The sequence below is a fragment of the Enterobacter huaxiensis genome, from assembly GCF_003594935.2.
Classification (GTDB): Bacteria; Pseudomonadota; Gammaproteobacteria; order Enterobacterales; family Enterobacteriaceae; genus Enterobacter; species Enterobacter huaxiensis.
The window spans coordinates 1,501,225-1,525,967 of sequence record NZ_CP043342.1 but is presented as its reverse complement, the minus strand read 5'-3'; the positions used below and the strand labels follow the sequence as shown (position 1 = coordinate 1,525,967).

22 protein-coding genes are annotated in these 24,743 nt (G+C 59.9%); 5 read left to right on the top strand and 17 right to left on the bottom strand.

Annotated features, from left to right (window positions below):
• Positions 1 to 94: 94 nt before the first annotated feature.
• Both glpQ and glpT read right to left on the bottom strand, forming a co-directional pair.
• Positions 95 to 1,153 carry a glycerophosphodiester phosphodiesterase gene (gene glpQ / locus D5067_RS07355; RefSeq protein ID WP_119937068.1) on the bottom strand — a complete coding sequence of 353 codons (1,059 nt, stop codon included), beginning with the start codon at positions 1,151 to 1,153 and terminating at the stop codon, positions 95 to 97.
• Positions 1,154 to 1,164: 11 nt separating this feature from the next.
• Complete coding sequence (gene glpT, locus D5067_RS07350; protein ID WP_119937069.1) at positions 1,165 to 2,517, bottom strand: glycerol-3-phosphate transporter; 1,353 nt, start codon at positions 2,515 to 2,517, stop codon at positions 1,165 to 1,167.
• Positions 2,518 to 2,768: 251 nt separating this feature from the next.
• On the opposite strand from glpT, the gene glpA reads away from it, so the two are divergent.
• The 3 genes from glpA to glpC are packed head-to-tail and all read left to right on the top strand — an operon-like array spanning position 2,769 to position 6,791.
• On the top strand, positions 2,769 to 4,397 hold the full coding sequence (gene glpA, locus D5067_RS07345; protein WP_119937070.1) for an anaerobic glycerol-3-phosphate dehydrogenase subunit A: 1,629 nt from the start codon (positions 2,769 to 2,771) through the stop codon (positions 4,395 to 4,397).
• Positions 4,387 to 5,604 carry a glycerol-3-phosphate dehydrogenase subunit GlpB gene (glpB, locus tag D5067_RS07340; RefSeq protein ID WP_119937071.1) on the top strand — a complete coding sequence of 406 codons (1,218 nt, stop codon included), beginning with the start codon at positions 4,387 to 4,389 and terminating at the stop codon, positions 5,602 to 5,604. The genes glpA and glpB overlap by 11 nt, the downstream gene beginning before the upstream one ends.
• A complete protein-coding gene (gene glpC, locus D5067_RS07335) occupies positions 5,601 to 6,791 on the top strand; it encodes an anaerobic glycerol-3-phosphate dehydrogenase subunit GlpC (protein WP_119937072.1) in 1,191 nt (396 codons plus the stop codon). Before glpB ends, glpC begins: the two co-directional genes overlap by 4 nt.
• A gap of 32 nt (positions 6,792 to 6,823) precedes the next feature.
• On the opposite strand, the gene D5067_RS07330 is transcribed toward glpC, so the two are convergent.
• The 10 genes from D5067_RS07330 to D5067_RS07285 all read right to left on the bottom strand — a co-directional run bounded on the left by D5067_RS07330 (position 6,824) and on the right by D5067_RS07285 (position 16,701).
• Positions 6,824 to 8,023 (bottom strand): nicotinamide mononucleotide deamidase-related protein YfaY, encoded by a 1,200-nt coding sequence (locus D5067_RS07330; RefSeq protein ID WP_119937073.1) that lies wholly within the window; start codon positions 8,021 to 8,023, stop codon positions 6,824 to 6,826.
• A 92-nt stretch (positions 8,024 to 8,115) separates the two neighbouring features.
• Positions 8,116 to 8,655: a YfaZ family outer membrane protein gene (locus D5067_RS07325; protein WP_119937074.1), complete on the bottom strand. Its 540-nt coding sequence runs from the start codon at positions 8,653 to 8,655 to the stop codon at positions 8,116 to 8,118.
• Positions 8,656 to 8,779: 124 nt separating this feature from the next.
• Complete coding sequence (menE, locus tag D5067_RS07320) at positions 8,780 to 10,141, bottom strand: o-succinylbenzoate--CoA ligase (protein WP_119937075.1); 1,362 nt, start codon at positions 10,139 to 10,141, stop codon at positions 8,780 to 8,782.
• A complete protein-coding gene (menC, locus tag D5067_RS07315) occupies positions 10,138 to 11,103 on the bottom strand; it encodes an o-succinylbenzoate synthase (RefSeq protein ID WP_119937076.1) in 966 nt (321 codons plus the stop codon). Before menC ends, menE begins: the two co-directional genes overlap by 4 nt.
• Positions 11,103 to 11,960, bottom strand: coding sequence for a 1,4-dihydroxy-2-naphthoyl-CoA synthase (gene menB, locus D5067_RS07310; protein ID WP_080328564.1), 858 nt, complete (start codon positions 11,958 to 11,960; stop codon positions 11,103 to 11,105). Before menB ends, menC begins: the two co-directional genes overlap by 1 nt.
• Positions 11,957 to 12,733 (bottom strand): 2-succinyl-6-hydroxy-2,4-cyclohexadiene-1-carboxylate synthase, encoded by a 777-nt coding sequence (menH, locus tag D5067_RS07305; RefSeq protein ID WP_119937077.1) that lies wholly within the window; start codon positions 12,731 to 12,733, stop codon positions 11,957 to 11,959. The genes menB and menH overlap by 4 nt, the downstream gene beginning before the upstream one ends.
• Positions 12,730 to 14,400 (bottom strand): 2-succinyl-5-enolpyruvyl-6-hydroxy-3-cyclohexene-1-carboxylic-acid synthase, encoded by a 1,671-nt coding sequence (menD, locus tag D5067_RS07300; RefSeq protein WP_119937078.1) that lies wholly within the window; start codon positions 14,398 to 14,400, stop codon positions 12,730 to 12,732. Before menD ends, menH begins: the two co-directional genes overlap by 4 nt.
• A gap of 88 nt (positions 14,401 to 14,488) precedes the next feature.
• A complete protein-coding gene (gene menF / locus D5067_RS07295) occupies positions 14,489 to 15,784 on the bottom strand; it encodes an isochorismate synthase MenF (RefSeq protein WP_119937079.1) in 1,296 nt (431 codons plus the stop codon).
• Positions 15,785 to 15,880: 96 nt separating this feature from the next.
• Positions 15,881 to 16,186, bottom strand: coding sequence for a stress response protein ElaB (elaB, locus tag D5067_RS07290; protein ID WP_045351798.1), 306 nt, complete (start codon positions 16,184 to 16,186; stop codon positions 15,881 to 15,883).
• A 53-nt stretch (positions 16,187 to 16,239) separates the two neighbouring features.
• The gene (locus tag D5067_RS07285; protein ID WP_119937080.1) at positions 16,240 to 16,701 is read right to left on the bottom strand and encodes a GNAT family N-acetyltransferase; all 462 of its coding nucleotides are present in this window, start codon (positions 16,699 to 16,701) and stop codon (positions 16,240 to 16,242) included.
• A 71-nt stretch (positions 16,702 to 16,772) separates the two neighbouring features.
• Between D5067_RS07285 and rbn the strand changes: the two genes are divergently transcribed.
• Positions 16,773 to 17,690, top strand: coding sequence for a ribonuclease BN (gene rbn, locus D5067_RS07280; protein WP_119937081.1), 918 nt, complete (start codon positions 16,773 to 16,775; stop codon positions 17,688 to 17,690).
• 64 nt (positions 17,691 to 17,754) lie between these two features.
• Positions 17,755 to 18,759, top strand: coding sequence for a chemotaxis protein (locus D5067_RS07275; RefSeq protein ID WP_119937082.1), 1,005 nt, complete (start codon positions 17,755 to 17,757; stop codon positions 18,757 to 18,759).
• A gap of 129 nt (positions 18,760 to 18,888) precedes the next feature.
• Here D5067_RS07275 and nuoN read toward each other — a convergent pair whose 3' ends face one another.
• From nuoN to nuoJ, 5 genes are all read right to left on the bottom strand, one after another.
• Entirely contained in the window at positions 18,889 to 20,346 is a 1,458-nt protein-coding gene (gene nuoN / locus D5067_RS07270) for an NADH-quinone oxidoreductase subunit NuoN (protein ID WP_119937083.1), read from the bottom strand.
• 6 nt (positions 20,347 to 20,352) lie between these two features.
• Positions 20,353 to 21,882 (bottom strand): NADH-quinone oxidoreductase subunit M, encoded by a 1,530-nt coding sequence (gene nuoM / locus D5067_RS07265; protein WP_119937084.1) that lies wholly within the window; start codon positions 21,880 to 21,882, stop codon positions 20,353 to 20,355.
• A 159-nt stretch (positions 21,883 to 22,041) separates the two neighbouring features.
• Complete coding sequence (nuoL, locus tag D5067_RS07260; protein ID WP_119937085.1) at positions 22,042 to 23,883, bottom strand: NADH-quinone oxidoreductase subunit L; 1,842 nt, start codon at positions 23,881 to 23,883, stop codon at positions 22,042 to 22,044.
• Positions 23,880 to 24,182: an NADH-quinone oxidoreductase subunit NuoK gene (nuoK, locus tag D5067_RS07255; RefSeq protein WP_006176506.1), complete on the bottom strand. Its 303-nt coding sequence runs from the start codon at positions 24,180 to 24,182 to the stop codon at positions 23,880 to 23,882. Before nuoK ends, nuoL begins: the two co-directional genes overlap by 4 nt.
• Positions 24,179 to 24,733 carry an NADH-quinone oxidoreductase subunit J gene (gene nuoJ, locus D5067_RS07250; protein ID WP_119937086.1) on the bottom strand — a complete coding sequence of 185 codons (555 nt, stop codon included), beginning with the start codon at positions 24,731 to 24,733 and terminating at the stop codon, positions 24,179 to 24,181. The genes nuoK and nuoJ overlap by 4 nt, the downstream gene beginning before the upstream one ends.
• Positions 24,734 to 24,743: the final 10 nt, after the last annotated feature.

The following is a 24,743-nucleotide window of genomic DNA, read 5'->3' as shown; positions in this document are numbered from 1 at the left end:
TCCCCTCTCCCGGTGGGAGAGGGTTAGGGTGAGGGCACCAGGCCGCAGAGCCTGATTGTCGGGTGGCGGCTTCGCCTTACCCGACCTACCAAACCTACTTCCGGTGAATGAATTCTACCGCTTTATCCGGGAAGTCCGTAAACAACCCGTCCACGCCCGCCTGGTTATACAGCACGTCGTAAAGCTGGTTCACGTCCGTCGCATACTCCGGCAGCTGGTCTGCACGCACCGTGTACGGATGCACCTGCATCTTGCTGGCATGCGCCTCTTTCACCATCGCCGTCAGCTTCACGTGGCCCGGCGTTGAGCCTTCCGCCACCAGCATATGGTAATCCGGCCCGATGCCGTCCGCGTACTGCGCGATCTGCTTCATCGCGCCCGGCTTAAACATCCAGTCGTAGCTGTAGTTAACCCACTTCCCGTCCGGCTGCTTCTCCTGGGTTTCATTCCAGTCGGTATAAGCGATCAGCTGCACCAGATTGAGGTTCATCCCCATCTTCGGCTCCAGCTCGGTTTTAATGCGCTTCAGCTCGGCGGCGTCAAAGCACTGCAGATAAACCTTGTCCTGCTTGCTGGTGTAGCCGTACTGTTTCAGCACGTCCAGGGTTTTCGCCGCGATGTCCTTCCCTTCCTGATGGTGGAACCACGGCGCTTTGATTTCCGGATAGATACCGATATTTTTACCGGTCGAGTGGTTCAGCCCCTGAACAAACTCAATCTCCTCTTCAAAGGTGTGAATGCGGAAGTCGGACTTGCCCATCGGGAAACGCCCCGGATAGACCTGCACCTTCTTGCCGTTTTCAATCTCGAAGCCTTCGGTAAACTTCAGGGAGCGGATCTCCGCCAGCGTGAAGTCGATGGCGTAGTAGCGGCCATCCTTGCGGGCGCGGTCGGGGAAACGTTCCGCCACGTCCGTTACGCGGTCAAGATAGTGGTCATGCAGGACGACCAGCCGATCGTCCTTCGTCATCACCAGATCCTGCTCCAGATAATCCGCCCCCTGCGCATAGGCCATCGCTTTTGCCGGAAGCGTGTGCTCCGGCAGATAGCCGCTGGCGCCGCGGTGGGCAATAACGATTTTATCCGCCGCCAGCGCGGAGCCGGTCATCAAGCCGGCCAGCAGCAGGCCGGTCGCTAATTGAGTCAGTTTCATCGTAAAGCTCCTTATTGACGACGCGCCTGAATTTCCGCGTGATGGCGTTTTTCACCGATCATAACGACAATCAGCAGCAGCACCGCCAGCACGCTGCCGCCAATCATCACCATAAAGCCGCCGTCCCAGCCGAAGAAGTCGACGGTATAGCCCACGATGGCGCTTGCTGCGACCGAACCGCCGAGATAGCCGAACAGACCGGTAAAGCCCGCCGCCGTCCCTGCCGCTTTTTTCGGTGCCAGCTCCAGCGCGTGCAGGCCGATCAGCATCACCGGACCGTAGATCAGGAAGCCGATAACGATCATACAGGCCATGTCCACACCCGGGTTACCCGGCGGGTTGAGCCAGTAAACGACGGTGGCAATGGTCACCAGCGTCATAAAGAACACGCCCGTCGCACCGCGGTTGCCCCTGAACACCTTGTCCGACATCCAGCCGCAGAGCAGCGTGCCGGGAATACCCGCATATTCGTACAGGAAGTACGCCCAGGAGGATTTATCCAGCGCGAAGTGCTTGACCTCTTTCAGGTAGGTTGGTGACCAGTCGAGGATGCCGTAGCGCAGCAGGTAAACGAACACGTTCGCCACCGCGATGTACCACAGCAGCTTGTTCGGCAGGACGTACTTCATGAAGATCTGTTTTGCCGTCAGCTCTTCTTCGTGCTCCTGGCTGTAATCATCCGGATAGTCGTTTTTATACTCTTCAATCGGCGGCAGGCCGCACGACTGCGGGGTATCGCGCATCAGCGCGAAAGCGATAATTGCCACGACGATGGCGCCGAAGGCAGGCATATAGAGTGCGGCCTTCCAGTCGTTAAACCAGGCCATACCCAGCAGGAACAGCAGAGGTGGAATACCGCCGCCGACGTTATGGGCGCAGTTCCACACCGACACAATGCCGCCACGCTCTTTCTGTGACCACCAGTGCACCATGGTGCGTCCGCACGGCGGCCATCCCATCCCCTGGAACCAGCCGCAGAGGAACAGCAGCACGAACATGATCGCAATACTGGAGGTCGCCCACGGCACAAAGCCCATGAACAGCATCACCGCTGCCGCCAGGATCAAACCGGCAGGCAGGAACACGCGCGGATTCGAACGGTCCGACACCGAGCCCATAATGAATTTGGAAAAACCGTAGGCGATAGAGATCCCCGACAGCGCAAAGCCCAGATCGCCGCGGGAGAAGCCCTGCTCCACCAGGTACGGCATGGCGAGAGCAAAGTTTTTACGTACCAGATAGTAAGCCGCGTACCCGAAGAAAATCCCCAGGAAGATTTGCCAACGCAGACGGCGGTAAAGCGGATCTACTTCTGCCTCAGGCAGACGCGCCCTGTGCGGCGCAGGTTTAAAGATACTGAGCATAACAGCCTCCGTGGCCTTGTATTGAGTGGGCAGGTGGCTCGCACCTGAATTCCAGAGGCGGCGATGTTAAGAAATCATGACGATTGTTACTGTGAATCAACGCACAGATTGTTACAGAAATATGACAGAATGCGCAAAAAAGCGCATGAAATCACGTTTCACTTTCGAATTGCGCGCGTTTATGTTCGAAATCAAACAAACCACACTTTTGCTGTGGCTAAATGATAAAAAACGAACATAGAGGGTAAACAATGACCCATCACGATCCTCGTTACAGCGATGTGATAATCATTGGCGGTGGTGCCACCGGCGCCGGGATCGCGCGTGACTGTGCCCTGAGGGGCTTAAGCGTCACGCTGCTGGAGCGCCATGATATTGCGACGGGTGCTACCGGGCGCAATCACGGCCTGCTACACAGCGGCGCGCGCTATGCGGTCACCGACGGCGAATCCGCACGCGAATGTATTGCCGAAAATCAGATCCTCAAGCGCATCGCCCGCCACTGCGTTGAGCCGACCGACGGCCTGTTCATTACCCTCCCCGAGGACGATCTGTCGTTTCAGTCGACCTTTATCACCGCCTGTACCGCAGCCGGTATTCAGGCTGAGGCCATTGACCCTGCCCAGGCGCGTCGGATTGAATCTTCCGTTAACCCAGCCCTGACGGGCGCGGTGAAAGTCCCGGATGGCACCGTCGACCCCTTCCGCCTGACCGCCGCCAATATGCTGGACGCCCGCGAGCACGGCGCGCGCATACTGACCGGACATGAGGTCACCGGGCTTATTCGCGAAGGCAGCACAGTCCGGGGCGTACGGGTCTTTGATACGCAGTACAACGAACACAGCGAGCTGTTTGCCGCCGTCGTCATTAACGCCGCCGGCATTTGGGGGCAGCGCATCGCGGAATACGCTGACTTATCCATTCGCATGTTCCCGGCCAAAGGCTCGCTGCTGATCCTCGACCACCGCATCAATAATCACGTGATCAACCGCTGCCGCAAACCGTCCGACGCCGACATTCTGGTGCCGGGCGATACCATTTCGCTCATCGGCACCACCTCTACCCACGTCGACTACAGCGAGATTGACCAAAACCGGGTCACGGCAGAAGAGGTCGACATCCTGCTGCGCGAAGGGGAAAAGCTGGCGCCGATAATGGCGCAGACCCGCATTCTTCGCGCCTACGCTGGCGTACGTCCGCTGGTTGCCAGCGACAACGATCCGAGCGGGCGCAACGTCAGCCGGGGGATCGTGCTGCTTGACCACGCCGAGCGCGACGGCATGGACGGGTTTATCACCATCACCGGCGGAAAGCTGATGACCTACCGCCTGATGGCACAGTGGGCGACCGATGCCGCGTGCCGCAAGCTGGGGAATACCGAACGCTGCGTGACGGCGGAACAGCCGCTGCCCGGCTCGCGGCAGTCCACCGAGAAGACGCTGCAAAAAATCATCTCGCTCCCCGCGCCTTTGCGCGGCTCCGCCATCTACCGCCACGGCGACAGAACGCCGCAGTGGCTCGGCGAAGGGCGACTGAGCCGCAGCCTGGTGTGTGAATGCGAAGCCGTGACCGCCGGTGAGGTGCAATACGCCGTGGAAAATCTGACGGTGAATAACCTGCTCGATCTCCGTCGACGCACGCGCGTCGGCATGGGGACCTGCCAGGGCGAGCTGTGCGCCTGCCGTGCTGCCGGGCTATTGCAGCGTTTTCACGCCACGACCTCTACCCAGTCGCTTGCTCAGCTCAGCGATTTTCTGAATGAACGCTGGAAAGGTATTCAGCCCGTCGCCTGGGGCGATGCCCTGCGAGAAAGCGAGTTCACCCGTTGGGTTTACCAGGGGCTTTGCGGCCTGGACAAGGAGACAGATCATGAAATTTGATACCGTCATTATCGGCGGCGGGCTGGCGGGGTTGCTCTGCGGTATCCGGCTCACGAAGCAGGGGCTGCGCTGCGCCATTGTCACCCGGGGCCAAAGCGCCCTGCACTTCTCGTCCGGTTCACTGGATCTGCTGGGCACCTCGCGCCCGGAAGATCTCCCCGCAGACCATCCCTACAGCCTGCTGGGCATCAAAAACGTCACCCGCTTCGCCTTAGAAACCGAAAATTTGCTGGCCGACTGTGGCGCGAGGATGCAGGGCCACGCCCGGCAAAACCACCAGCGCGTTACGCCGCTGGGTACCCTGCGCGCGGCGTGGCTCAGCCCGGAAGAGGTACCCGTAGCCCCCTTCAACGCCAGCCGCGTGCGGGTAGTGGGGATCGCCGGTTTCCTCGATTTTCAGCCGCATCTGGCTGCCGCCTCGCTGCGCCAGCAGGGGGTTGAGGTCGATACGGCAGAGATAGAGCTTCCCGAACTGGACGTGCTGCGGGAAAACCCCAGCGAGTTTCGTGCGGTGAACATCGCTCGCCTGCTGGATAACGCGGAAAAATGGCCGCTGCTGTACGAGGCGCTTAAGCCGCTCAGCGAGACCTGCGACGCCCTGTTTATGCCCGCCTGCTTTGGCCTGACGGACAACCGCCTCTGGCGCTGGCTGTCGGATCGCCTGCCCTGCACGCTCGGCCTGCTCCCCACGCTTCCTCCGTCCGTGCCGGGCATTCGTCTTCATACCCAGCTCCAGCGCCAGTTTGTAGCTCAGGGCGGCGTGTGGATGGCGGGTGACGAGGTAAAAAAAATCACGCTGAACGGCGGAGAAGCCAGTGAGGTGTGGACGCGAAACCACGGCGACATTCCCCTTCGGGCACGCTATACGGTGCTGGCCAGCGGCAGCTTCTTCAGCAACGGGTTGCTCAGCAGCCGCGAAGGCATTCGGGAGGCGGTCCTCGGGCTGGACGTCCGGCAAAGCGCCTCGCGCGCGGACTGGTATCAGAGTGATTTCTTCACCCCGCAGCCCTGGCAGCAGTTCGGCGTTATCGTCGATAACCTTCTGCACCCGCGGCTCGCAGGAACCAGGGTCGACAATCTCTACGCCATCGGCTCGATTCTGGGCGGCTACGATCCCATCGCGCAGGGCTGCGGCGGCGGCGTTTGCGCGGTGACGGCGCTCCACGTGGCAGAGCAGATTATCCAGCGCACGGAGGCACAACAGTGAACGATACCCGTTTTGAAAGCTGCATCAAATGCACGGTCTGCACCACCGTCTGCCCGGTTAGCGGCGTGAACCCGCGCTACCCTGGCCCGAAACAGGCGGGGCCGGACGGTGAGCGCCTGCGTCTGAAGGACGGCAAGCTGTACGACGAGGCGCTGAAGTACTGCATCAACTGCAAACGCTGCGAAGTGGCCTGCCCGTCGGATGTTAAAATCGGCGATATCATCCAGCGCGCCCGCGCGCGCTACGGCACGCAGAAACCCTCATTGCGCGATGCGATCCTGAGCCATACCGACCTAATGGGCAGCGTCTCAACGCCGTTTGCCCCGCTGGTGAATGCCGCAACGTCACTCAAGCCGGTGCGCCGGCTGCTGGATGCCGCGCTTAAAATCGACCATCACCGCAGCCTGCCGAAATATTCCCACGGCACCTTCCGCCGCTGGTATAAATCCGTGGCGACGGAACAGGCGCAGTTTGCCGATCGGGTGGCCTTCTTCCACGGCTGCTACGTAAACTACAACCATCCGCAGCTGGGCAAAGACCTGCTGAAGGTGCTGAACGCGATGGGCACGGGCGTACAGCTGCTCAGCAAGGAGAAGTGCTGCGGCGTGCCGCTGATTGCCAACGGATTTACCGAGAAAGCGCGTAAGCAGGCGAAAACTAACGTCTCGTCGCTGCGCGAGGCCATCGTCGACAGGGGGATACCGGTACTGGCCACCTCATCCACCTGCACCTTTACGCTGCGCGATGAATATCCGCACCTGCTGGACGTGGATAACACCGGCCTGCGCGAACATATCGAGCTGGCGACGCGCTTCCTGTGGCGCAGGCTGGACGGCGGAAAAACGTTACCGCTGAAGGCGTTACCGCTTAAAGTGGTCTATCACACGCCGTGCCACATGGAAAAGATGGGCTGGTCGCTCTATACGCTGGAGCTGCTGCGGCTTATTCCGGGGCTGGAGCTGACGGTGCTGGACTCGCGCTGCTGCGGCATTGCGGGCACCTACGGCTTCAAGAGGGAAAACTACGAAACCTCGCAGGCGATTGGCGCACCGCTGTTCAGGCAGATTGAGGAGAGCGGCGCGGATATCGTGGTGACCGACTGTGAAACCTGCAAATGGCAGATTGAGATGTCCACCAGCAAGCGCTGCGAACACCCGATAACGCTGCTGGCGAAGGCGCTGGGCTAAAGGTTGCCGGGGCGACCGCCCCGGCAAACGGATCACTCAACGAACAATGATTCCACCACGTTAATCCAGCCGTGCTCGCTGGCGACCTCTTTACCGTTCAGCCAGCGGCGCAGCATGTTGAGCGCCATCATCGCACACACTTCCTGGCGCACCGCCACGCTGTGGCGGGTGATACTCATCTTCACCCGCAGCGCATGCGTGCCTTCCGGCGTCGCAAGGGCAAAATTAAGGTGTTCATCATCCACGCCGCCAACGGCCAGCGCCAGCCCGGCGAAATGCTTCACTCTGCGCTCGGACGCCCAGCGCGCGGTCTGCGCCAGCGTCTCCTGCTGGAACGGCACCACTTCGCTGGCCAGCAGCGGCGCGCCGGCACGCGAAAGCTGCAGCGCCAGCAGGCCGCCGGTGAACTGTTCGCTTAAGGTGACGCTCAGCTGACGCGACTGAAGGCGCTGCGCGATCTGCGCGGGCAGTCCTTCCGTTCCTTCGAAAATCAGGCTCTCGCCCGCCACGCGCTGGACTTCCGGCCACAGCGCCAGCATGGCGGCTTTCTGCGTCGCCGGGCCGGTCAGCTTGAGCTCGATAATCGGCATGGAGGAGCGATAGCCCATCGAAACGCCCGGCGGCAGCGGGAGGTGATCCAGGCTCTGGGCCAGATCGCTTTCCGAGCGGCCAAAGGTGGTCAGACGCAGGCACAGCGGCGGTTCAGGCAGCGTAAAGCGCTGGCGAAGGCGCGGCAGGATCTGCTGCTCAACCATCACCTTAAATTCAGACGGCACGCCCGGCGTGAAGAACATCAGGCAGCGGTTCAGCTGGACGGCAAAGCCGCAGGCGGTGCCGACAGGGTTGTCGATAAGCTCGGCGCTGGCAGGTATTTCGGCCTGCTTGCGGTTGCTCGGCGCCATCACCCGGCCGCGCCCGGAGAAGAAGCGCTCCATCTGCGCCAGCCACTCCTCATGGAGCACCAGCCCTTCGCCTTTGGCGGTGGCGGCGGCCAGGGCGCTCAAATCATCGCTGGTCGGGCCAAGCCCGCCGTTCACAATCAGCACGTCGCAGTGCTCGCTGCGCTCGCGAAGAATGTTCACCAGTGATTCAAGATTGTCGCCCACGGTGTTGCGGCGCGTTAAGGGTAATCCTTGCTCAAAGAATAGATCGGCCAGCCAGGCGGCATTGGTGTCAATAATTTGCCCATGCAGCACTTCGTCGCCAGTGGATAGCATTTCCACGTTTATCATTGTGTTCTCCCACTTCTATGGTCAAAACACTATAACGCATATGGAACAAGGGAGAAGAGAAACAGGCGCGACGGAACGCCGCGCCGGAGAGATTAGAAGCCTGCGCTCACGCCCACGTACGGGCCGTCGGCCAGCGCGTTGTCGCGGTTGCCGTCTTTACCGGCAAGGTTCAGGTAACGATAGCCCGCTTCAATGGTGATTGGACGCATGATGGTCCAGCGCGCACCGGCGTTGGCTTCTTCATAGCTTTCGATGCCGCTGGAGAGCGAATCCGGAGAGTAGTAGTACTCGCCGAACAGGCCGAAGCTGTCGCCGATTTTCCACTGCAGGCCGCCGCCCACTGCCGCCGCGTAGCCTTCATCGCCGTCGTTCGGGTTGGTGTAAATGCCTTTACCGCCAACGGTCGCCAGGAACGGGCCCAGCGGAACGTTCAGACCGAGGCCAAGGCTAGCCGCATCGCCGTCGTCATCGTTATGCGTCCAGCCGCCGGTCATTGCCAGGCCGGAGGTTTCCGTACCCAGGCCAAAGCCCAGGTGGGTGTAATCCTGACCCGCCGAGCCGTTAAAGCTGATGGCGTTAGCCGCCGAAGAGATAACCATCAGGCCTAAGCCCATTAATGCCACTTTTTTCATTGTCGTGATCCCGCACAATTTATTTAGAGATGTCCCAAAACCGCGAGATTTTAACCTGCCTCACTGCGGGATCAAGCACTCTGCGTGCGTCAGACAATAAGTTTGTAACTTTTTGAAACTGCTGTTATCTCTTTAGCGACGCATTCACCCACTGCTTCAGCGCCTGGCGGGAGATTTTAATCCCACCATTTTTTAGCTCTGCGGGCAGCACCAGCCAGTGTACCGGCTGTTCAAAACGCGCCAGCCTGCCCTGGATCCAGTCAGGGAACTGCGCGATATCGGTTCCCGGTTGACATTCCACCACCGCCACCGGACGTTGACCGAACTCGGCGTCGTCCAGCGGGACGATGAACGCCTGGCTTATCTGCGGGTGCGTGGCAATCGTACGCTCAACGGCTTCCGGCTGGATCCCCTCTCCTCCGCTGAAAAAGAGATTGTCCATACGGCCTAAAATGGTCAGGCGTCCGTTATGCCACTCCCCGCAGTCGCGGGTGGCAAACCAGCCCTGCGCATTCGTGATGGGAAGTAGCGCACCGTCACGCCAGTAGCCCGAAGCCATGCTGCGCGCCCTGATCCAGACTTCACCGTCGACAACCTGCACCTCTCTGCCCGGCAGCGCGCTGCCGACGTCCGGCGCACCGTCCGCCTCCTTCGCGCAGACGGTTGAGGCAAACTCCGTCAGGCCATAGCCGCAGAAGGTGCGAATACCCTGCTCTCGCGCCTTCTCCGTCAGCTCAACGGGAATGGCTGCCCCGCCAAGAAGAACGGCCTTCAGCGCAACCTGATGCTCCGCGTTGAGCAGACGCCAGAGCTGCGTCGGCACCAGAGAAGCGTGGGAACAGCCCTGCAGCGCCTGCTCAAGCGGCTGTTTTTCGCGCACGGTTAACCGCGCGCCCGCCTGAAGCCAGCGCCACAAAATTCCCTGACCGGAAACATGAAACAGCGGCAGCGACAGCAGCCAGTCGTCCTCGTCGCTGTAGGGCATCAGCGCCAGCACGCCCTGCGCGCTGGCAAGATGCGCCGCGCAGGTGTGAACGGCCGCCTTCGGCAAGCCTGTCGAACCGGAGGTCAGCGTCATGGAAGCCAGACGTTCCGGCGCCCATGACGACGAATACTCCCCGGGCAGCCCGGACAGGCTAAGCGAAGAGAGGCCGTCATACGCGCCGTCCAGCACCAGGGCATGGCGCAGCGTCATCTGCGGCATCAGCACGTCCAGCAGCGGTCCCGGCAGCTGAGGGTTGACCGGCAGAATGCGCGCGCCGCACTGGAGCAGCGCGAGCCACGCCAGCAGCGTCTGAGGGTGATTATGGGCAAGCAGCATAACGCCGTCGCCTTCCTGCACGCCCTGACGATGGAACCCGGCGGCAAGGCTATCTATACGCGCACAGAGCCGTTGCCAGGTGAGAACCTCGTCGTTCAGCCGCAGTGCGGGCTTATCGGGCCACTGCGCGCGCCAGTGCCGCCACGGCCAGTCGGTAAAACTCATAGCAGCGGCTCCAGCGCCTCAACGTCGAGGCACGGCAATGTGCTGTCCGGCCACTGACGAATAAGCTGCGTTTGCATCAGGCTTAACGTGTCAAGGCCGGGGAGGGTGTCTGGCGTTAACCATGCCGCGATGCGCGCCAGCTGCGTCAGCCCGAGGCTGGACTCTATGGACGAACTGATCACCGCCGTCAGGCCTAAGGCGTGGGCAGCATCGACCTGCTCGCGTACCTTCGCCAGGCTGCCGGTCAGCGTCGGTTTAATCACGACCGCACTCACGCCGGGCTCGGCGACGAACGCAAAATCGGCTTCGCGCAGGCTTTCATCCCAGGCAATCGCAATACCCGTTTCACGAGCAAAGGCGCGGGAGTCATCCCGCGTTTTGCACGGCTCTTCCAGAAACGCGATGCGGTTGCGGTACGCCGGATTAACGTACTTCGCAAACTGCTGCGCCTTGAGCGGCGTCCAGGCGCGGTTAGCGTCCAGACGCAGGTGCAGATCCGGTATCGCTTCCAGCAGGAGATTCGCCACCATCCCGTCGCGTACCGCTTCGTACAGGCCGACTTTGATTTTCGCCACCTTCTCGCCGGGCATGGCGGAGAGCAGCGCGAAGAGTTCGTCCGGATCGCCCGTACAGAGCGGTGCGGCGCGGTAGTTGGCTTCCTGAGGCAAGCTGCCGTCAAGCTCCGCCAGCGCGCAGCTGATGCCGAAGGCGGCGGAAGGCGTGTCCGGCAGCGCCGGAGCGGCCCCTTCGCGCCACTCGCGTACCCAGGCCACCAGCGCCGCCTGCGCGTCATCCAGCGATTCCAGGCTAAAGCCCGGCAGAGGTGAAACCTCACCCCAGCCTTCACGCTCGCCCTGCTGCAAATGAATGAAAAGTCCGTCACGGGTTTTTAACCGCCGCTCGCGCAGCACCACGCCCGCGTCCATCGGTATCTGCCAGCGGTAAACCTGCGCGCGACGCATTACGGGTTCCGTTTGTATTTGCTGAAGTCCGGCTGGCGTTTTTCGTTAAACGCGTTGCGTCCTTCCTGACCCTCTTCGGTCATGTAGAACAGCATGGTGGCATTACCCGCCAGCTCCTGCAGACCCGCCTGACCGTCGCAGTCAGCGTTGAGGGCCGCCTTCAGGCAGCGCAGCGCCATCGGGCTGTTTTGCAGCATCTCGCGGCACCAGCGCACGGTCTCTTTTTCGAGATCGGCAATTGGCACCACGGTATTCACAAGCCCCATATCCAGCGCTTCCTGCGCGTTGTACTGACGGCACAGGAACCAGATTTCACGTGCTTTTTTCTGCCCGACGATGCGTGCCATATAGGACGCGCCCCAGCCGCCGTCGAAGGATCCGACTTTCGGGCCGGTCTGGCCGAAGATGGCGTTCTCTGCAGCAATGGTCAGGTCACACATCATGTGCAGCACGTGGCCGCCGCCGATAGAGTAGCCCGCCACCATCGCGACAACCGGTTTTGGACAGGTGCGGATCTGGCGCTGGAAATCCAGCACGTTCAGATGATGCGTACCCGCATCGTCCTGGTATCCGCCGTAGTCGCCGCGCACTTTCTGATCGCCGCCGGAGCAGAACGCTTTATCCCCTTCACCGGTCAGAACGATGACGCCAATATTGTCGTCATAGCGCGCATCGGCCAGGGCCTGGATCATCTCTTTGACGGTCAGCGGACGGAACGCGTTGCGCACCTGCGGACGGTTGATGGTGATTTTGGCAATGCCGTCGGCGGACTTGTGGTAACGAATGTCGGTATAACCTTCGGAGCAGTCCTGCCATTCAACCGGCGCGTAAAGCATGTGTTCATCAGGATAGATCATAGAGTGTCCTTAGTTCGAAGACGCAGTATCTGCACCAGGCTCGACGCGACCGCACCGGGATTTTCCCGATGGGCGTTGTGCCCGGCATGAGGAATAACGTGGCGCGTGGCGTTCAGCTCAGCGGCAATAGCCGCGAACTTCTCATCACGTTCGCCGTACAGGTAGTGAAAAGGAACAGAGAGCGCATTCAGCGCTGCGCGCAAATCTGGCTGTACGGCAAGCGAGGTGGCCTCGAGCATTGCCGCCAGACCGGCGCCGTTATTCTGACTGCGCAGAGTTATCAGGCCCCGGCGCTGTGCGTCGGATAGTGAAGCGAAGACGGGCTGCTGGTACCAGTCGGTAAAGACGTTATTCAGCGGCCCGGCGCGAAAGCGCGCCGCCCAGCGGCGATCGGAGGCCAGCCGCGCTTCTCGCGTATCCGCGTCCCGTAGCCCAGGATGGCCGCCTTCAACGACAATTCCGCTCAGCCCTTTTGCCTGCTGGCAGGCATGAAACATCGCAATGCGGCCGCCGAGGGAGTACCCCACCAGCCAGTAGTTCAGTATGTTGTAACTAATAAGGGTTCGGGTAAGCAACGCATTCATCGCGTCGAATCCCGCCACGCTGATATCCGCTGAAGCGCCGTGCCCCGGCAGATTAAGGTACAGCCGGGGATAATCCTCTAATGACTCCCCAACCGGCTGCCACTCGCGGCTATCGCCGGAAAAACCGTGCAGAAAGACCAGCCAGGGATAGCCTGGCTTTCCGGCTCGCTGCGTGCCTGCGAGGTTCACAGGTGGCTCACCTGCGCCAGCAGGTTTTGCAGCTTCTGCGCGCCGTCAGAATCGTTTACCACCAGCTCGACCAGCGTTGTGCCAGGCTGTTTCCACGCGGTGCTCATCGCCGCGTCCAGCTGCTCCCAGCTTTCCGGGCGATGGTACCGGAGGCTGAACATCGCCGCCGCGTGCTCGAACTGCACGTTTTGCGGCATCAGATAAAAGCGCTCGCGCTCGCTCTGCGGCGTGGGCAGCAGGGAGAAGATCTGCCCGCCGTTATTGTTGACCACAATCAGCACCAGGGGTGCTGAAACCTGACGCAGGAGCGCCAGCGCGTTGAGGTCATAGAGCGCCGAGAGGTCCCCCACTATTGCCAGCGTCGATTTCGCGCTGGCACGCTGCACGCCAGCCGCCGTCGAGATCAGCCCGTCGATGCCGCTGGCACCGCGGTTGCTGTAAACCGGATACCCCGCGGGAAGCTGAGAGAGCGCGTCAATCAGGCGCACCACCAGGCTGTTACCGACAAACAGCTGCCCCTGCTCGGGCAGATACTGACGTATACGGTGAGCCAGCTCGGCTTCACCGAAGCCCCCGCACTGCGCTTCGGCGAGCGCCCACGCCTGACTCGACAGTTCCGGGATCTCTACCGCCCATGGCTTACGTTTTTCAGCCGGATGCAGCTCAAGCCAGCTGTCAATCCCGCTGACCAGACGACGCCCGCGGTGGTGCGCCGGGTCGAGCCGCCCTTCCAGCGGGTCAACGAGCCAATACTCTTCCGGCGTGCAGGTCGCCTGCCACTGCAGGAGACGTTTACCGGTGAGGCTGGAGCCTATCTGCACCACAATCTGCGCCTTCGCCAGCTCGGTTGTCGCCTTCGCGTTACCCAGCCAGAGGTCGGCACACGGCAGCGGCTGGCCGGTCTGGGAAAGCACATCGCCTATCAACGGCCAGCCGAGGGTTTGCGCCCACTCTGCAACCCGCTTCCCTTCGGCGGCGCTCATGCGCCCGGCAACCACCACGCCGCGCTTTTGCCGCCAGAAGAACCAGTCGCGCTGTTTGGCGCTTTCAACGTGGATCTGCTCGCTAAGCCAGGGCTTTTCGCTCTCCCACCAGTCGCCAAGCTGCTGCTGCCAGGCGAGGCTAGTTTCGTTCATTTCGCCATACAGCGGCTCGGCAAACGGACAGTTCACGTGCAGGGCACCGCTGCGCAGCGATGCCATCGCATGATCAAGCGTGGAGACCAGCCAACTTGCCGGAATGTCCTGGGTTGGACGCGGCAGCGAGACCGTTTCTGAAGGATGAGATGAAAAAATGCCCGGCTGGCGAATGGCCTGATTGGCACCGCAGTCGATTAACTCAGGCGGACGGTCCGCGGTCAGCACAATCAGTTTTTCGCCGGTCAGCCCGGCTTCGATGATTGCCGGATAGAGGTTCGCCACCGCCGTACCGGACGTGACAATCACCGCCACCGGCGCTTTGCTGACTTTTGCCAGCCCCAGCGCGAGATGGCCCAGACCGCGCTCGTCAAAATGGGTGTGGTGAATGAAAGCCCGATTTTCCGCCGCGGCCAGCGTCAGCGGCGTGGAGCGAGAGCCCGGTGCAATACACACGTGCCTGACGCCGTGGCGGGTCAGGGCTTCAAGGATCACCGCCGCCCAGCGCCGGTTAAAAGAACTTACTGACATGAGATTGTCCGGTATCAATAATGCGACACAGTATAAATAATAGAAAAATTTAGAATTTTGATATGAATCGGGAATGCGCGAATCAGTATTAATCCCTTAGGAGGAGAGAGCGCAGCCCTGCGGCTTTATTTTCGATCTCCTGCCACTCCTGCTCCGGGTCAGATCCGCTGACGATCCCCGCCCCGGCATAGAGCCGAAGCATGGCCTCGTGGACGCGCGCGGAGCGTAGCGCCACGCAGAACTCGCTTTGTTCGCGTGACAGATACCCGGCGGAACCGGCGTACCACTCGCGGTCGAATGGCTCAACCTTCTGGATAAACTCCCGCGCGGCCTGCCGCGGCAGGCCCGCAACGGCAGCCGTCGGCTGCAGCGCGTTCAGGCACTGCTCGTCGCTGGCGTGTTTAAGCGCGGTCCAGATGCAGCGGCGCAGATGCTGCACTTTGCGTAAACGCACCACCTGCGCCGGTAAGACCTCCAGCGTCTGGGTATGATGCTGCAGCCGCTGGCAAATATCCTCTACCACCAGCATATTCTCACGCTGGTTTTTATCGTCATTCATCAGCCACTCGCCGAGGCGCTGAGCCTGTTTATCGTCCGAATGGCTGGCAACCGTTCCTGCCAGGGCTTCGGTGCGCAGCAGCGTGCCGCGACGCCGCCACAAACGCTCAGGCGTGGAGCCGAGAAACGCGTTACCGGCATCGAATACCATGCAGAAATGGTAGCAATTGACATTGAGGGCGCGGCTGGCGGCCATCAACGCAACGGCATTAACCGGTTGTTTGAACTGCAGATCGGTAGCGCGGGCAAGCACCACTTTTTCAACGTCACCGCGCGCGATGGCGTCCGTTGCCTGACGGATAAGACGCAGCCACTCCGGCTTTTGCGGCTGGTGCGTCTCACGCTCAACCTGAACGGAGAGCGGGCGGATCGGCCCCGCCGCGTTCAGCTGGTCCAGGAATCTCCGCGCAGCAGGGGCATCATCCGCAAGCGAGGTATCACTCCACAGCTGCAGGCGCAGCGTGGCCACTCCGGCAGAGCGTCGCCACAGCAAACGCGGCAAAAACAGGCTGCTCTTCTCGGGGTTAAACGCGTTAAGCCCGCAAATGAGGGTATCGTTTTGCGCATCGTGGGTTTGTAGAAACTGAGAGGCAAAAGCCAGAGAGTCAAAGTGAGCGACACTTCCCAGCGCGGCAAGTTCTTCATCGCCGTTTCGCTGCTGCCAGTAGAATTGGGGATAGATACGCTGTGCGCCCAGCCAGGCCAGAGGATCGAAGGCGTCGTTTAACGGGAATGAGACGTCAACGTGATGCAGACCGGGTGTAGCAGGCAGCGCTTGCGCAAGCTGAGTGCGCAGACGTTCCAGCGCGAGGAAAATCGAATGCACGCGAACCTCTCCCTGTTAAAACCTCATATTATACGGGGTACTGCCCACAAATTGCAGTACCCACGTATAGGGAGTGGTTGACCGTTTAAAAAGCTGTTAGCGACGAGCCAGAAGCAGCCCCAGCACCAGCCCTACGGCCGCACCGACACCAATACCTTGCCACGGTTTTTCATGCACGTAATCATCGGCACGGTACACCGCTTTTTTGGCGCGATAGTAGTAATTGTCAGACGCATGGCTGACGCGGTTCTTCACTTCATGCAGCGCCTGTTCAGCGCGCGCTTTCAGCTCGATATACTTCTGATCGGCAGGGTCGCCCGACGAACGCAGTACCTCTTCCAGCGTTTCGCTCAGCAGGGCCAGGTCGTCGTCGATACGGGTATCCCAGGATTGAAATGACATAGTTTTCTCCATGTTAGTACACCAGTCCGCTAACTATAGCCAACGACTGCCGATTACGCCTGCTTCGCTTCCCGCGCCATGCCAACGTGCGGAATGCCATCTTCGTCATACACGTCGGTCACCGGCGCAAAGCCGAAGTGGGCGTAGAAGGACTGCAGGTGAGCCTGCGCTCCGAGGTATAACGCCCTGTCTGGCCACTGTTTTTCACAGGATGTCAGCGTTTTCTCCATGAGCTGATAGCCCAGTTTTTCACCGCGCGCGCGTGCGCTAATGATGACGCGGCCGATGACGACGGGCTCAAAATCATCGGCGCTTTTCAGAATCCTCGCATACGCCACCAGCTCGCCCTCTTTCCAGCCGAGGATATGGCGGTTTTCACCGACCAGGTCATCCCCGTCGATGTCCTGATACGGGCAGGCTTGCTCTACAACAAACACTTCACAGCGGAGTTTAAGCAGCGCATAAAGTGACGGTACGGTGAGTTCGCTATGGTGTACATCTTGCCACTGGATCATGTCTTTCTCCTTCCTGGGGTTCATCACGTTATACTAAACCCCTTCCCGTTCGGCAAAGGGCTGATTGCATTATGGAACTGATTTTTCTGGGCACGTCCGCTGGCGTACCAACCCGTACGCGAAATGTGACGGCAATCCTGCTGGATCTGCAGCACCCAACCCGCGGCGGGCTGTGGCTGTTTGACTGTGGTGAAGGGACTCAGCACCAGCTGCTGCGCACCGTGTACAATCCGGGCAAGCTGGATAAGATCTTTATTACCCACCTGCACGGAGACCATATCTTTGGCCTGCCCGGCCTGCTGTGCAGCCGCTCGATGGCCGGCATTGCGCATCCGCTGACGATTTATGGGCCGAAGGGCATTGCCGAGTTTGTTGAAACCACGCTGCGCCTGAGCGGCTCGTGGACGGACTACCCGCTGGAGGTCATTGAAATTGCAGAGGGTCAGGTTTTTGATGACGGGGTTTATACCGTCTCCGCCTGGCCGCTTAATCATCCGGTTGAGTGCTACGGCTACCGTATCGAAGAGCATGACAAACCCGGCGCGCTAAACGCCGCCGCGCTGATGGCAGACGGCGTGAAGCCGGGGCCGATGTTCCAGCGCCTGAAGCTGGGTGAGACCATCACGCTGGACGACGGGCGCGTGGTGAACGGGCAGGACTATCTTTCTGCGCCACAGCCGGGGAAAAAGCTGGCAATCTTTGGCGATACCGGGCCGTGCCCTTCCGCCCTTTTGCTTGCGCAGGGCGTAGATGTGATGGTGCATGAAGCGACGCTTGAAACGGCCATGGAAGAGAAAGCCAACGGCCGCGGCCACAGCTCCACGCGCCAGGCCGCGCGGCTGGCCCGTGAGGCGGGCGTCGGGAAGCTGATCGTCACTCACGTGAGCTCACGCTACGACGCGCGGGGATGCGAAAGCCTGCTGGCAGAGTGCCGCGAGGTATTCTCTGCGTGTGAGCTGGCGGAAGATTTCACTCAGGTCAGCGTTTAGTCCTTCATTTTTCCCTCAGGGTGCCGATAACGATTAAAAGGTCAGCATTTCTCTTGAGGGTAGAATGGATAATTTCCAGAAAGATATTGATGACAGGGCGAATCTTACCCTGTCGAACCGCTTTGAACTGTTGCTGTTCCGTCTTGGCACCTCTTTGAACGAAGACAAATCCGAGCTGTTTGGAATTAACGTCTTTAAGCTGCGCGAAATTGTGCCGATGCCGGCGTTCACCAAACCCGCAGGGATGAAGTCGCCGCTGATGGGGATGGTAAACATTCGCGATCAGGTGATCCCGGTCATTGACCTCGCGGCCGTCGCGGGCTGCAGGCCCACTACTGGGCTGAACATTCTGCTGATCACCGAATACGCCCGCAGCGTGCAGGCGTTTGCCGTGGAATCCGTTGAGAACATCATGCGTCTGGACTGGAAGCAGGTTCACGCCGCGGAGACCGCCGTCAGCGGACGCTACATCACCAGCATTGCCTGCCTCGACGAAAAGACCGATACCAACGATCTGGCGATGGTGCTGGACGTCGAGCAGATCCTGTATGACATCACCCCGGCGAACCACGATCTGCACGCCACCAACCTGAAGACCACCAAATTCAACATCAAGCCGGGCTCAGTCGCGATTGTCGCGGAAGATTCCAAAGTGGCGCGCTCGATGCTGGAGAAAGGCCTGCAGGCGATGGAAATCCCTGCCCAGCTGCACATCACCGGGAAAGACGCGTGGGAGAAAATTGGCGTGCTGGCCGCTCAGGCTCAGGCCGAGGGCGTGCCGATCACCGATAAAATCGCGCTGGTGCTGACCGACCTCGAAATGCCGGAGATGGACGGCTTTACGCTGACGCGCAAAATCAAGACCGATCCGTTCCTGAAGGATATTCCGGTGGTGATCCACTCGTCCCTGTCCGGCAACGCCAACGAAGACCATATTCGCAAGGTGAAGGCCGACGGCTACGTGGCGAAGTTTGAACTGAACGAGCTGTCGTCGGTGATTGAGGAAGTGCTGGACCGCTCGATGAAGAAGATTGACGGGCCGTTGATTAGCCGCAAGCAGCTGGCCTAGTCGGGTAAGCGAAGCGCCGCTGGGCATGTTTTACTCTGTGCGGGCTGGTGCCCTCACCCCGTCCCTCTCCCACGGGGAGAGGGAGAAAACAATAAAAAAGGCAACTTTCGTTGCCTTTTTGCTTTTACCTTACATCAGCGGCATCGCTCGCTGGACGATATCAATCAGCGGCTGCGGATAGATACCGAAGATCAGCACCAGCAGCGCGGAGATGAGCACCACAATGCCCCCGGCGCTGTACTGCCAGTTCGACGGCGCATCGCGGTTGAGCTGCTGAGGCGCGCTCAGGTACAGGCTCACGGCAACGCGCAGGTAGTAGTAGAGACCAATCGCGGAGCCGATAACGACCCCTGCAGTCAGCCACCACAGACCCGCATGAACACCGACGGCCAGCACGTAGAACTTACCGATAAAGCCCAGCGTCATCGGAATACCCGCCAGAGAGAGCATCATCACCGTCATCACCGCGGACAGAATCGGACGGTGCCAGAATAGACCACGGTAGGAGAACAGTGAATCGGCATCCGGGCCACGGTACGGGCTGGACATCAGGCTCACCACGCCGAACGCGCCGAGGCTGCTGAACAGGTAACCCGCCAGATACACGCCCACGGCTTCCATCGACATCTCGCCGCTCTGCAGCGCAATCAGCGCCACCAGCAGGTAGCCCAGGTGGGAGATAGACGAGTAGCCCAGCAGACGCTTGATGTTGGTCTGGCTCAGCGCCATCAGGTTACCGAAGATGATGGAAACGAAGGCGATAATGCCCAGCACCACGCGAACCGCTTCGCTATCACCCACCGGTGCGTACAGGAACAGACGCATCACCACACCGAAGATAGCAATTTTGCTTGCCGTCGCCAGGAAGGTTGATACCGGCGCCGGAGCACCCTGGTACACGTCTGGCGTCCACAGGTGGAACGGAACCAGAGAGAGCTTGAAGCCGAGGCCAACAATCATCATGCCCAGACCTGCCAGCATCAGCGGCTCGTGCAGCATGCCGTCGCCGAGGCTCTTGCCGATGGCCACGAAGGAGAGATTACCCGTCTGTGCGTACAGCAGCGCGATACCGAACAGCAGGAACGACGAGGCAGCAGCGGACAAGATAGTGTACTTGATCGCCGCTTCCAGAGAGCGTTTCTGGCGGAAGGCGTAACCAATCAGGCCGAACAGCGGGAGTGAGATTAGCTCAATACCGAGGAACAGCGCGGCCAGGTGGTTCGCGTTCGCCAGCAGAATGCCGCCCAGTGCGGCAATCAGTACCAGCAGGTAAAACTCTTCTTTGTTGTCGTTGTAGCCTTCGAGCCACGGGTACGCAAAGGTGCAGGTTGCCAGGCTCGCCAGCAGAACCAGACCGGTGTACAGCATGGCATAGCCGTCAACGCGCATCATCGGCGTGACGTCCATCGCCCCCGCCTGGCCAACAAACCAGAGGGAGACTAACGCAGCGTTCAGACCCAAAACGGACAGGGTCGCATTCAGGAAGTGATTGCGTCGCCACGCAATGGAGAGCATCACAACCACCACCGTCAATCCGACGATCAGCAGCGGTAGCAGCGCGATCAGTTGTTGTGGAGTTATTGTCATGGCGAATTACGGCCTTGTAGTAGAAGCAGAATTAACAAACCACTGCTGGATATTGCCCATCGCGCTATGCGAGGTATCCAGAATCGGCTGCGGATAGAAGCCCAGCAGCACCAGCAGTACGACCAGCAGCAGGATGATGAACAGCTCGCGCAGCGACATCCCCGGCAGTTCTTTAGCAACAATTTCGCTCTTCGCTTTACCGAAGTAGGCGCGATGCAGCATCGCCAGCGAGTACACGGAAGCGAACACCAGACCAAAGGTGGAGATGACGGTAATCATCGGAACCACTTTGAAGCTGCCGAACAGAATCATAAATTCGCCGACGAAGTTACCGGTGCCCGGCATACCCAGCGTCGCAACCGCAAAGAACATGGAGAGCGCTGGCAGCCATTTCATTTTGCCCCACAGGCCGCCCATCATGCGCATGTCGCGGGTGTGCAGACGTTCGTACAGCTGACCGCACAGAATGAACAGACCGGCTGCGGAGAGACCGTGCGCAATCATCTGGATCACCGCGCCCTGGTACGCCAGCTGGCTGCCGGTGTAGATGGCAATCAGCACGAAGCCCATGTGGGAAACGGAGGTATAGGCGATAAGACGCTTGATGTCGTACTGCGTGAAGGCCATCCACGCGCCGTAGAAGATGCCGATCACGCCGAGCCACATGGCAATTGGCGCGAACTCTGCGGACGCGTTCGGGAACAGCGGCAGTGCGAAACGCAGCAGGCCGTAGGCCGCGGTTTTCAGCAAGATGCCCGCCAGGTCAACGGAACCCGCCGTTGGCGCCTGGGAGTGCGCGTCTGGCAGCCAGCCGTGCAGCGGAACTACCGGCATTTTCACCGCGAAGGCGATGAAGAAGCCCAGCATCAGCAGGTATTCCACGCCGTGAGACATCGGGGTCTTCAGCAGATCTTCGTAGTTGAAGGTCCAGACGCCGGTTGCGTTGTAATGCACGAACACCAGCGCCAGGATAGCAATCAGCATCACCAGACCGCTCGCCTGGGTATAGATGAAGAATTTGGTTGCCGCCGTGATGCGCGTTTTACCGTCGGATGCCTTATGGCCCCACAGCGCGATCAGGAAGTACATCGGCACCAGCATCATCTCCCAGAAGAAGAAGAACAGGAACATGTCGATGGCAAGGAACACGCCGATAACGCCGCCCAGGATCCACATCAGGTTCAGGTGGAAGAAGCCCTGGTATTTTTCGATTTCTCGCCAGGAGCAGAGTACCGCCAGAACGCCGAGCAGACCGGTCAGCACCACCATCAGCAGCGACAGACCGTCAATCGCCAGATGGATCGTAATGCCGAAACGTGGGATCCACGGCAGGATAAACTCAGACTGCCACTGCGGAAGACCCGCAGACTGGGTCAGTGAGTAGCCACCCTGCAACCACAGTTGCAGGCCAAGCGCGAGCGTCAATCCCATGGTGATCAGCGCGATCCAGCGCGGCATCTTCACGCCAAAGCGTTCAGTCTGCCAGCACAGGAAGCCGCCGATGAAGGGAATTAATATTAGCCAGGGTAGTAACATGGCGATTTTTATTCCTTGTTAAAGTCCCTCAGGGACCGATTTTCAACAAATTCGACAAAATTCACGCGTTAGTGCGGTTTGTGGTGTCGGGTGGCGCTCACGCTTCCCGACCTACGGTCTCGTAGGCCCGGTAAGCGCAGCGCCACCGGGCAAATACCACTATCGCAACACCATCAGCAGCGCCAGTACGACGACCGCACCGATGCTCATGGACGCCACATACCAGCGCAGGTAACCGTTCTCGCTGTACAGCAGGCCTTTACCTGCAAAGCGGGAGAGGATCGCCGGGATATTCATCAGGCTGTTCAGAGGGTCGCGCTTCAGCAGCCACGCAATGCCCAGGAACGGCTTAACGAAGATCATGTCGTACAGCCAGTCGAAGCCCCACGCGTTGTACCACCAGGTGCCCAGCAGGCGGCCCGGCGCGCTGTTGGCAACGGCAGTGACCAGCGTACGTTTACCCAGCCACAGCCATGCCGCAATCAGGATGCCCGCAATAGCGACCACGCCGGAGGTGATTTCAAGCGTCAGAACGCGACCGTGCTCAAGCTCGGTTGTTGCCGGCAGTACGCCCTGCAGCGGTGGCACAATCATCGCGCCAACGAAGGTAGACAGTACCAGCAGCACAATCAGCGGCAGGTGGTGGGTAATCCCCTTCCCTGCGTGAGCGTGAATTTGTTCTTTACCGTGGAATACGATGAAAATCATACGGAAGGTATACAGGGAGGTCATGAACGCACCGACCAGACCCGCCACCATCAGATTGATATGACCATTCGCCATGGCACCCGCAAGGATTTCGTCCTTACTGAAGAAGCCCGCGGTAATCAGCGGCAGCGCCGACAGCGCCGCGCCTCCCACCAGGAAGCAGACATACACCAGCGGGATAGACTTACGCAGTCCGCCCATCTTGAAGATGTTCTGCTCGTGGTGGCAGGCCAGGATCACGGAACCGGATGAGAGGAACAGCAGCGCCTTAAAGAACGCGTGCGTCATCAGGTGGAAAATCGCCGCGTCCCACGCCTGTACGCCCAGCGCCAGGAACATGTAGCCAATCTGGCTCATGGTGGAGTAGGCGAGAACGCGTTTGATGTCGGTCTGCACCAGCGCGGCAAAGCCTGCCAGCACCAGCGTGACCGCACCCACGATGCCCACCAGATGCAGAATTTCCGGGGTCATCAGGAACAGGCCATGGGTACGCGCTATCAGGTAGACACCGGCAGTTACCATGGTCGCGGCGTGGATCAGCGCGGAGACAGGGGTTGGACCCGCCATCGCGTCGGCCAGCCACGTCTGCAGCGGCAGCTGTGCGGATTTACCCACGGCGCCACCCAGCAGCATCAGCGTTGCCCACCACAGCATGTTGTTGCCCGCTTCGAAGTGAGCCGGCGCCAGTTCCACCATTTCGCGGAAGTTCAGCGTGCCCAGTTCGTTGTAGAGAATGAACAGCGCGAAAGCGAGGAACACGTCACCCACGCGGGTCACGACGAACGCTTTCATGGCCGCTGCGCCATTCTTCGGATCGGTGTAGTAGAAGCCGATCAGCAGGTAAGAACAGAGACCCACGCCTTCCCAGCCCAGGTACATCAACAGCAGGTTATCGGCCAGCACCAGAACAACCATGCTGGCGATAAACAGGTTGGTGTAGGCGAAGAAGCGGGAGTAACCCTCTTCACCGCGCATATACCAGGAGGCAAACATGTGGATCAGGAAGCCCACGCCGGTCACCACGGAGAGCATGGTCAGAGACAGACCATCCAGCACCAGGTTAAAACCGATGTTGAAATCACCGACCGACATCCAGGTCCACAGCGGTACGCTGAAAGGCTGGCGTCCGCTATTTAAGAAGTCGATACCCGCATACGCCGTGACCAGCGCAGCCAGACCGATTGAGCCAATGCCCACGGTCGCAGACAGATTCTCAGACCAGCGGCCGCGAGAAAACGCCAGCAGCACGAAGCCAATCAGCGGAAAAATAATGGTTAAGGCAAGCATGTTCATCCACGCAACTCACTTACTGAATCGATGTTCAGGTTCTGGCGGCGACGATGGAGCTGCAGCAACAGCGCCAGGCCAATACTCGCTTCGGCAGCCGCAAGGCTGATGGCGAGAATGTACATCACCTGACCGTCGGCCTGGCCCCAGTAGCTTCCGGCGACCACGAAGGCCAGCGCGGAGGCGTTAATCATGATTTCCAGACCGATCAGCATAAACAGCAGATTGCGGCGGATAACCAGACCGGTTAAGCCCAGAACGAACAAAATCGCAGCGAGGATCAGTCCATGTGTTAAGGGGATCATGCGCGCTCCTCCGTTTTTCTTTTCGCGCGGTCATCAGTGCGGTTGCTCAGCACCTCACCAATACGCTCTTCGCGGCCCACGTGGAAGGCAACAACCAGGCCCGCCAGCAGCAGCATAGAGGCCAGTTCAACCGCCAGAACGTATGGACCGAACAGCGCAATACCAACAGCCTTGGCGCTGATTGGCGTGCCGTCGATGCCCTGATCGTTCACGCCCAGAATGGCGTAAACAATCACCGCCAGCATGATGGCCGACAATATTGCCGGGCCAATCCACACCTGCGGCTTGAGCCACTGACGTTCCTGCTCAATTTCAGAGCCGCCCAGGTTCAGCATCATCACCACGAACACGAACAGCACCATAATGGCCCCGGCGTAGACGATGATTTCCAGCGCACCGGCGAAGTGCGCGCCCAGCGCAAAGAACACCCCGGAAATGGCCAGCAGCGAGATGATTAAGTACAGCAGCGCATGCACCGGGTTGGTGTGCGTGATCACTCGCAGCGTAGCCAGGATGGCGATAAGGCCACAGATATAAAAAGCGAATTCCATTGCCCTCTCC

What these genes read in the sequence shown, in the direction of transcription:
- glpQ (WP_119937068.1), bottom strand. Translation starts at nt 1,153, where the DNA reads ATGAAACTGACTCAATTAGCGACCGGCCTGCTGCTGGCCGGCTTGATG.
- glpT (WP_119937069.1), bottom strand. Translation starts at nt 2,517, where the DNA reads ATGCTCAGTATCTTTAAACCTGCGCCGCACAGGGCGCGTCTGCCTGAG.
- glpA (WP_119937070.1), top strand. Translation starts at nt 2,769, where the DNA reads ATGACCCATCACGATCCTCGTTACAGCGATGTGATAATCATTGGCGGT.
- glpB (WP_119937071.1), top strand. Translation starts at nt 4,387, where the DNA reads ATGAAATTTGATACCGTCATTATCGGCGGCGGGCTGGCGGGGTTGCTC.
- D5067_RS07330 (WP_119937073.1), bottom strand. Translation starts at nt 8,023, where the DNA reads ATGATAAACGTGGAAATGCTATCCACTGGCGACGAAGTGCTGCATGGG.
- D5067_RS07325 (WP_119937074.1), bottom strand. Translation starts at nt 8,655, where the DNA reads ATGAAAAAAGTGGCATTAATGGGCTTAGGCCTGATGGTTATCTCTTCG.
- menE (WP_119937075.1), bottom strand. Translation starts at nt 10,141, where the DNA reads ATGAGTTTTACCGACTGGCCGTGGCGGCACTGGCGCGCGCAGTGGCCC.
- menC (WP_119937076.1), bottom strand. Translation starts at nt 11,103, where the DNA reads ATGCGTCGCGCGCAGGTTTACCGCTGGCAGATACCGATGGACGCGGGC.
- menB (WP_080328564.1), bottom strand. Translation starts at nt 11,960, where the DNA reads ATGATCTATCCTGATGAACACATGCTTTACGCGCCGGTTGAATGGCAG.
- menD (WP_119937078.1), bottom strand. Translation starts at nt 14,400, where the DNA reads ATGTCAGTAAGTTCTTTTAACCGGCGCTGGGCGGCGGTGATCCTTGAA.
- elaB (WP_045351798.1), bottom strand. Translation starts at nt 16,186, where the DNA reads ATGTCATTTCAATCCTGGGATACCCGTATCGACGACGACCTGGCCCTG.
- D5067_RS07285 (WP_119937080.1), bottom strand. Translation starts at nt 16,701, where the DNA reads ATGATCCAGTGGCAAGATGTACACCATAGCGAACTCACCGTACCGTCA.
- rbn (WP_119937081.1), top strand. Translation starts at nt 16,773, where the DNA reads ATGGAACTGATTTTTCTGGGCACGTCCGCTGGCGTACCAACCCGTACG.
- D5067_RS07275 (WP_119937082.1), top strand. Translation starts at nt 17,755, where the DNA reads ATGGATAATTTCCAGAAAGATATTGATGACAGGGCGAATCTTACCCTG.
- nuoN (WP_119937083.1), bottom strand. Translation starts at nt 20,346, where the DNA reads ATGACAATAACTCCACAACAACTGATCGCGCTGCTACCGCTGCTGATC.
- nuoM (WP_119937084.1), bottom strand. Translation starts at nt 21,882, where the DNA reads ATGTTACTACCCTGGCTAATATTAATTCCCTTCATCGGCGGCTTCCTG.
- nuoL (WP_119937085.1), bottom strand. Translation starts at nt 23,883, where the DNA reads ATGAACATGCTTGCCTTAACCATTATTTTTCCGCTGATTGGCTTCGTG.
- nuoK (WP_006176506.1), bottom strand. Translation starts at nt 24,182, where the DNA reads ATGATCCCCTTAACACATGGACTGATCCTCGCTGCGATTTTGTTCGTT.
- nuoJ (WP_119937086.1), bottom strand. Translation starts at nt 24,733, where the DNA reads ATGGAATTCGCTTTTTATATCTGTGGCCTTATCGCCATCCTGGCTACG.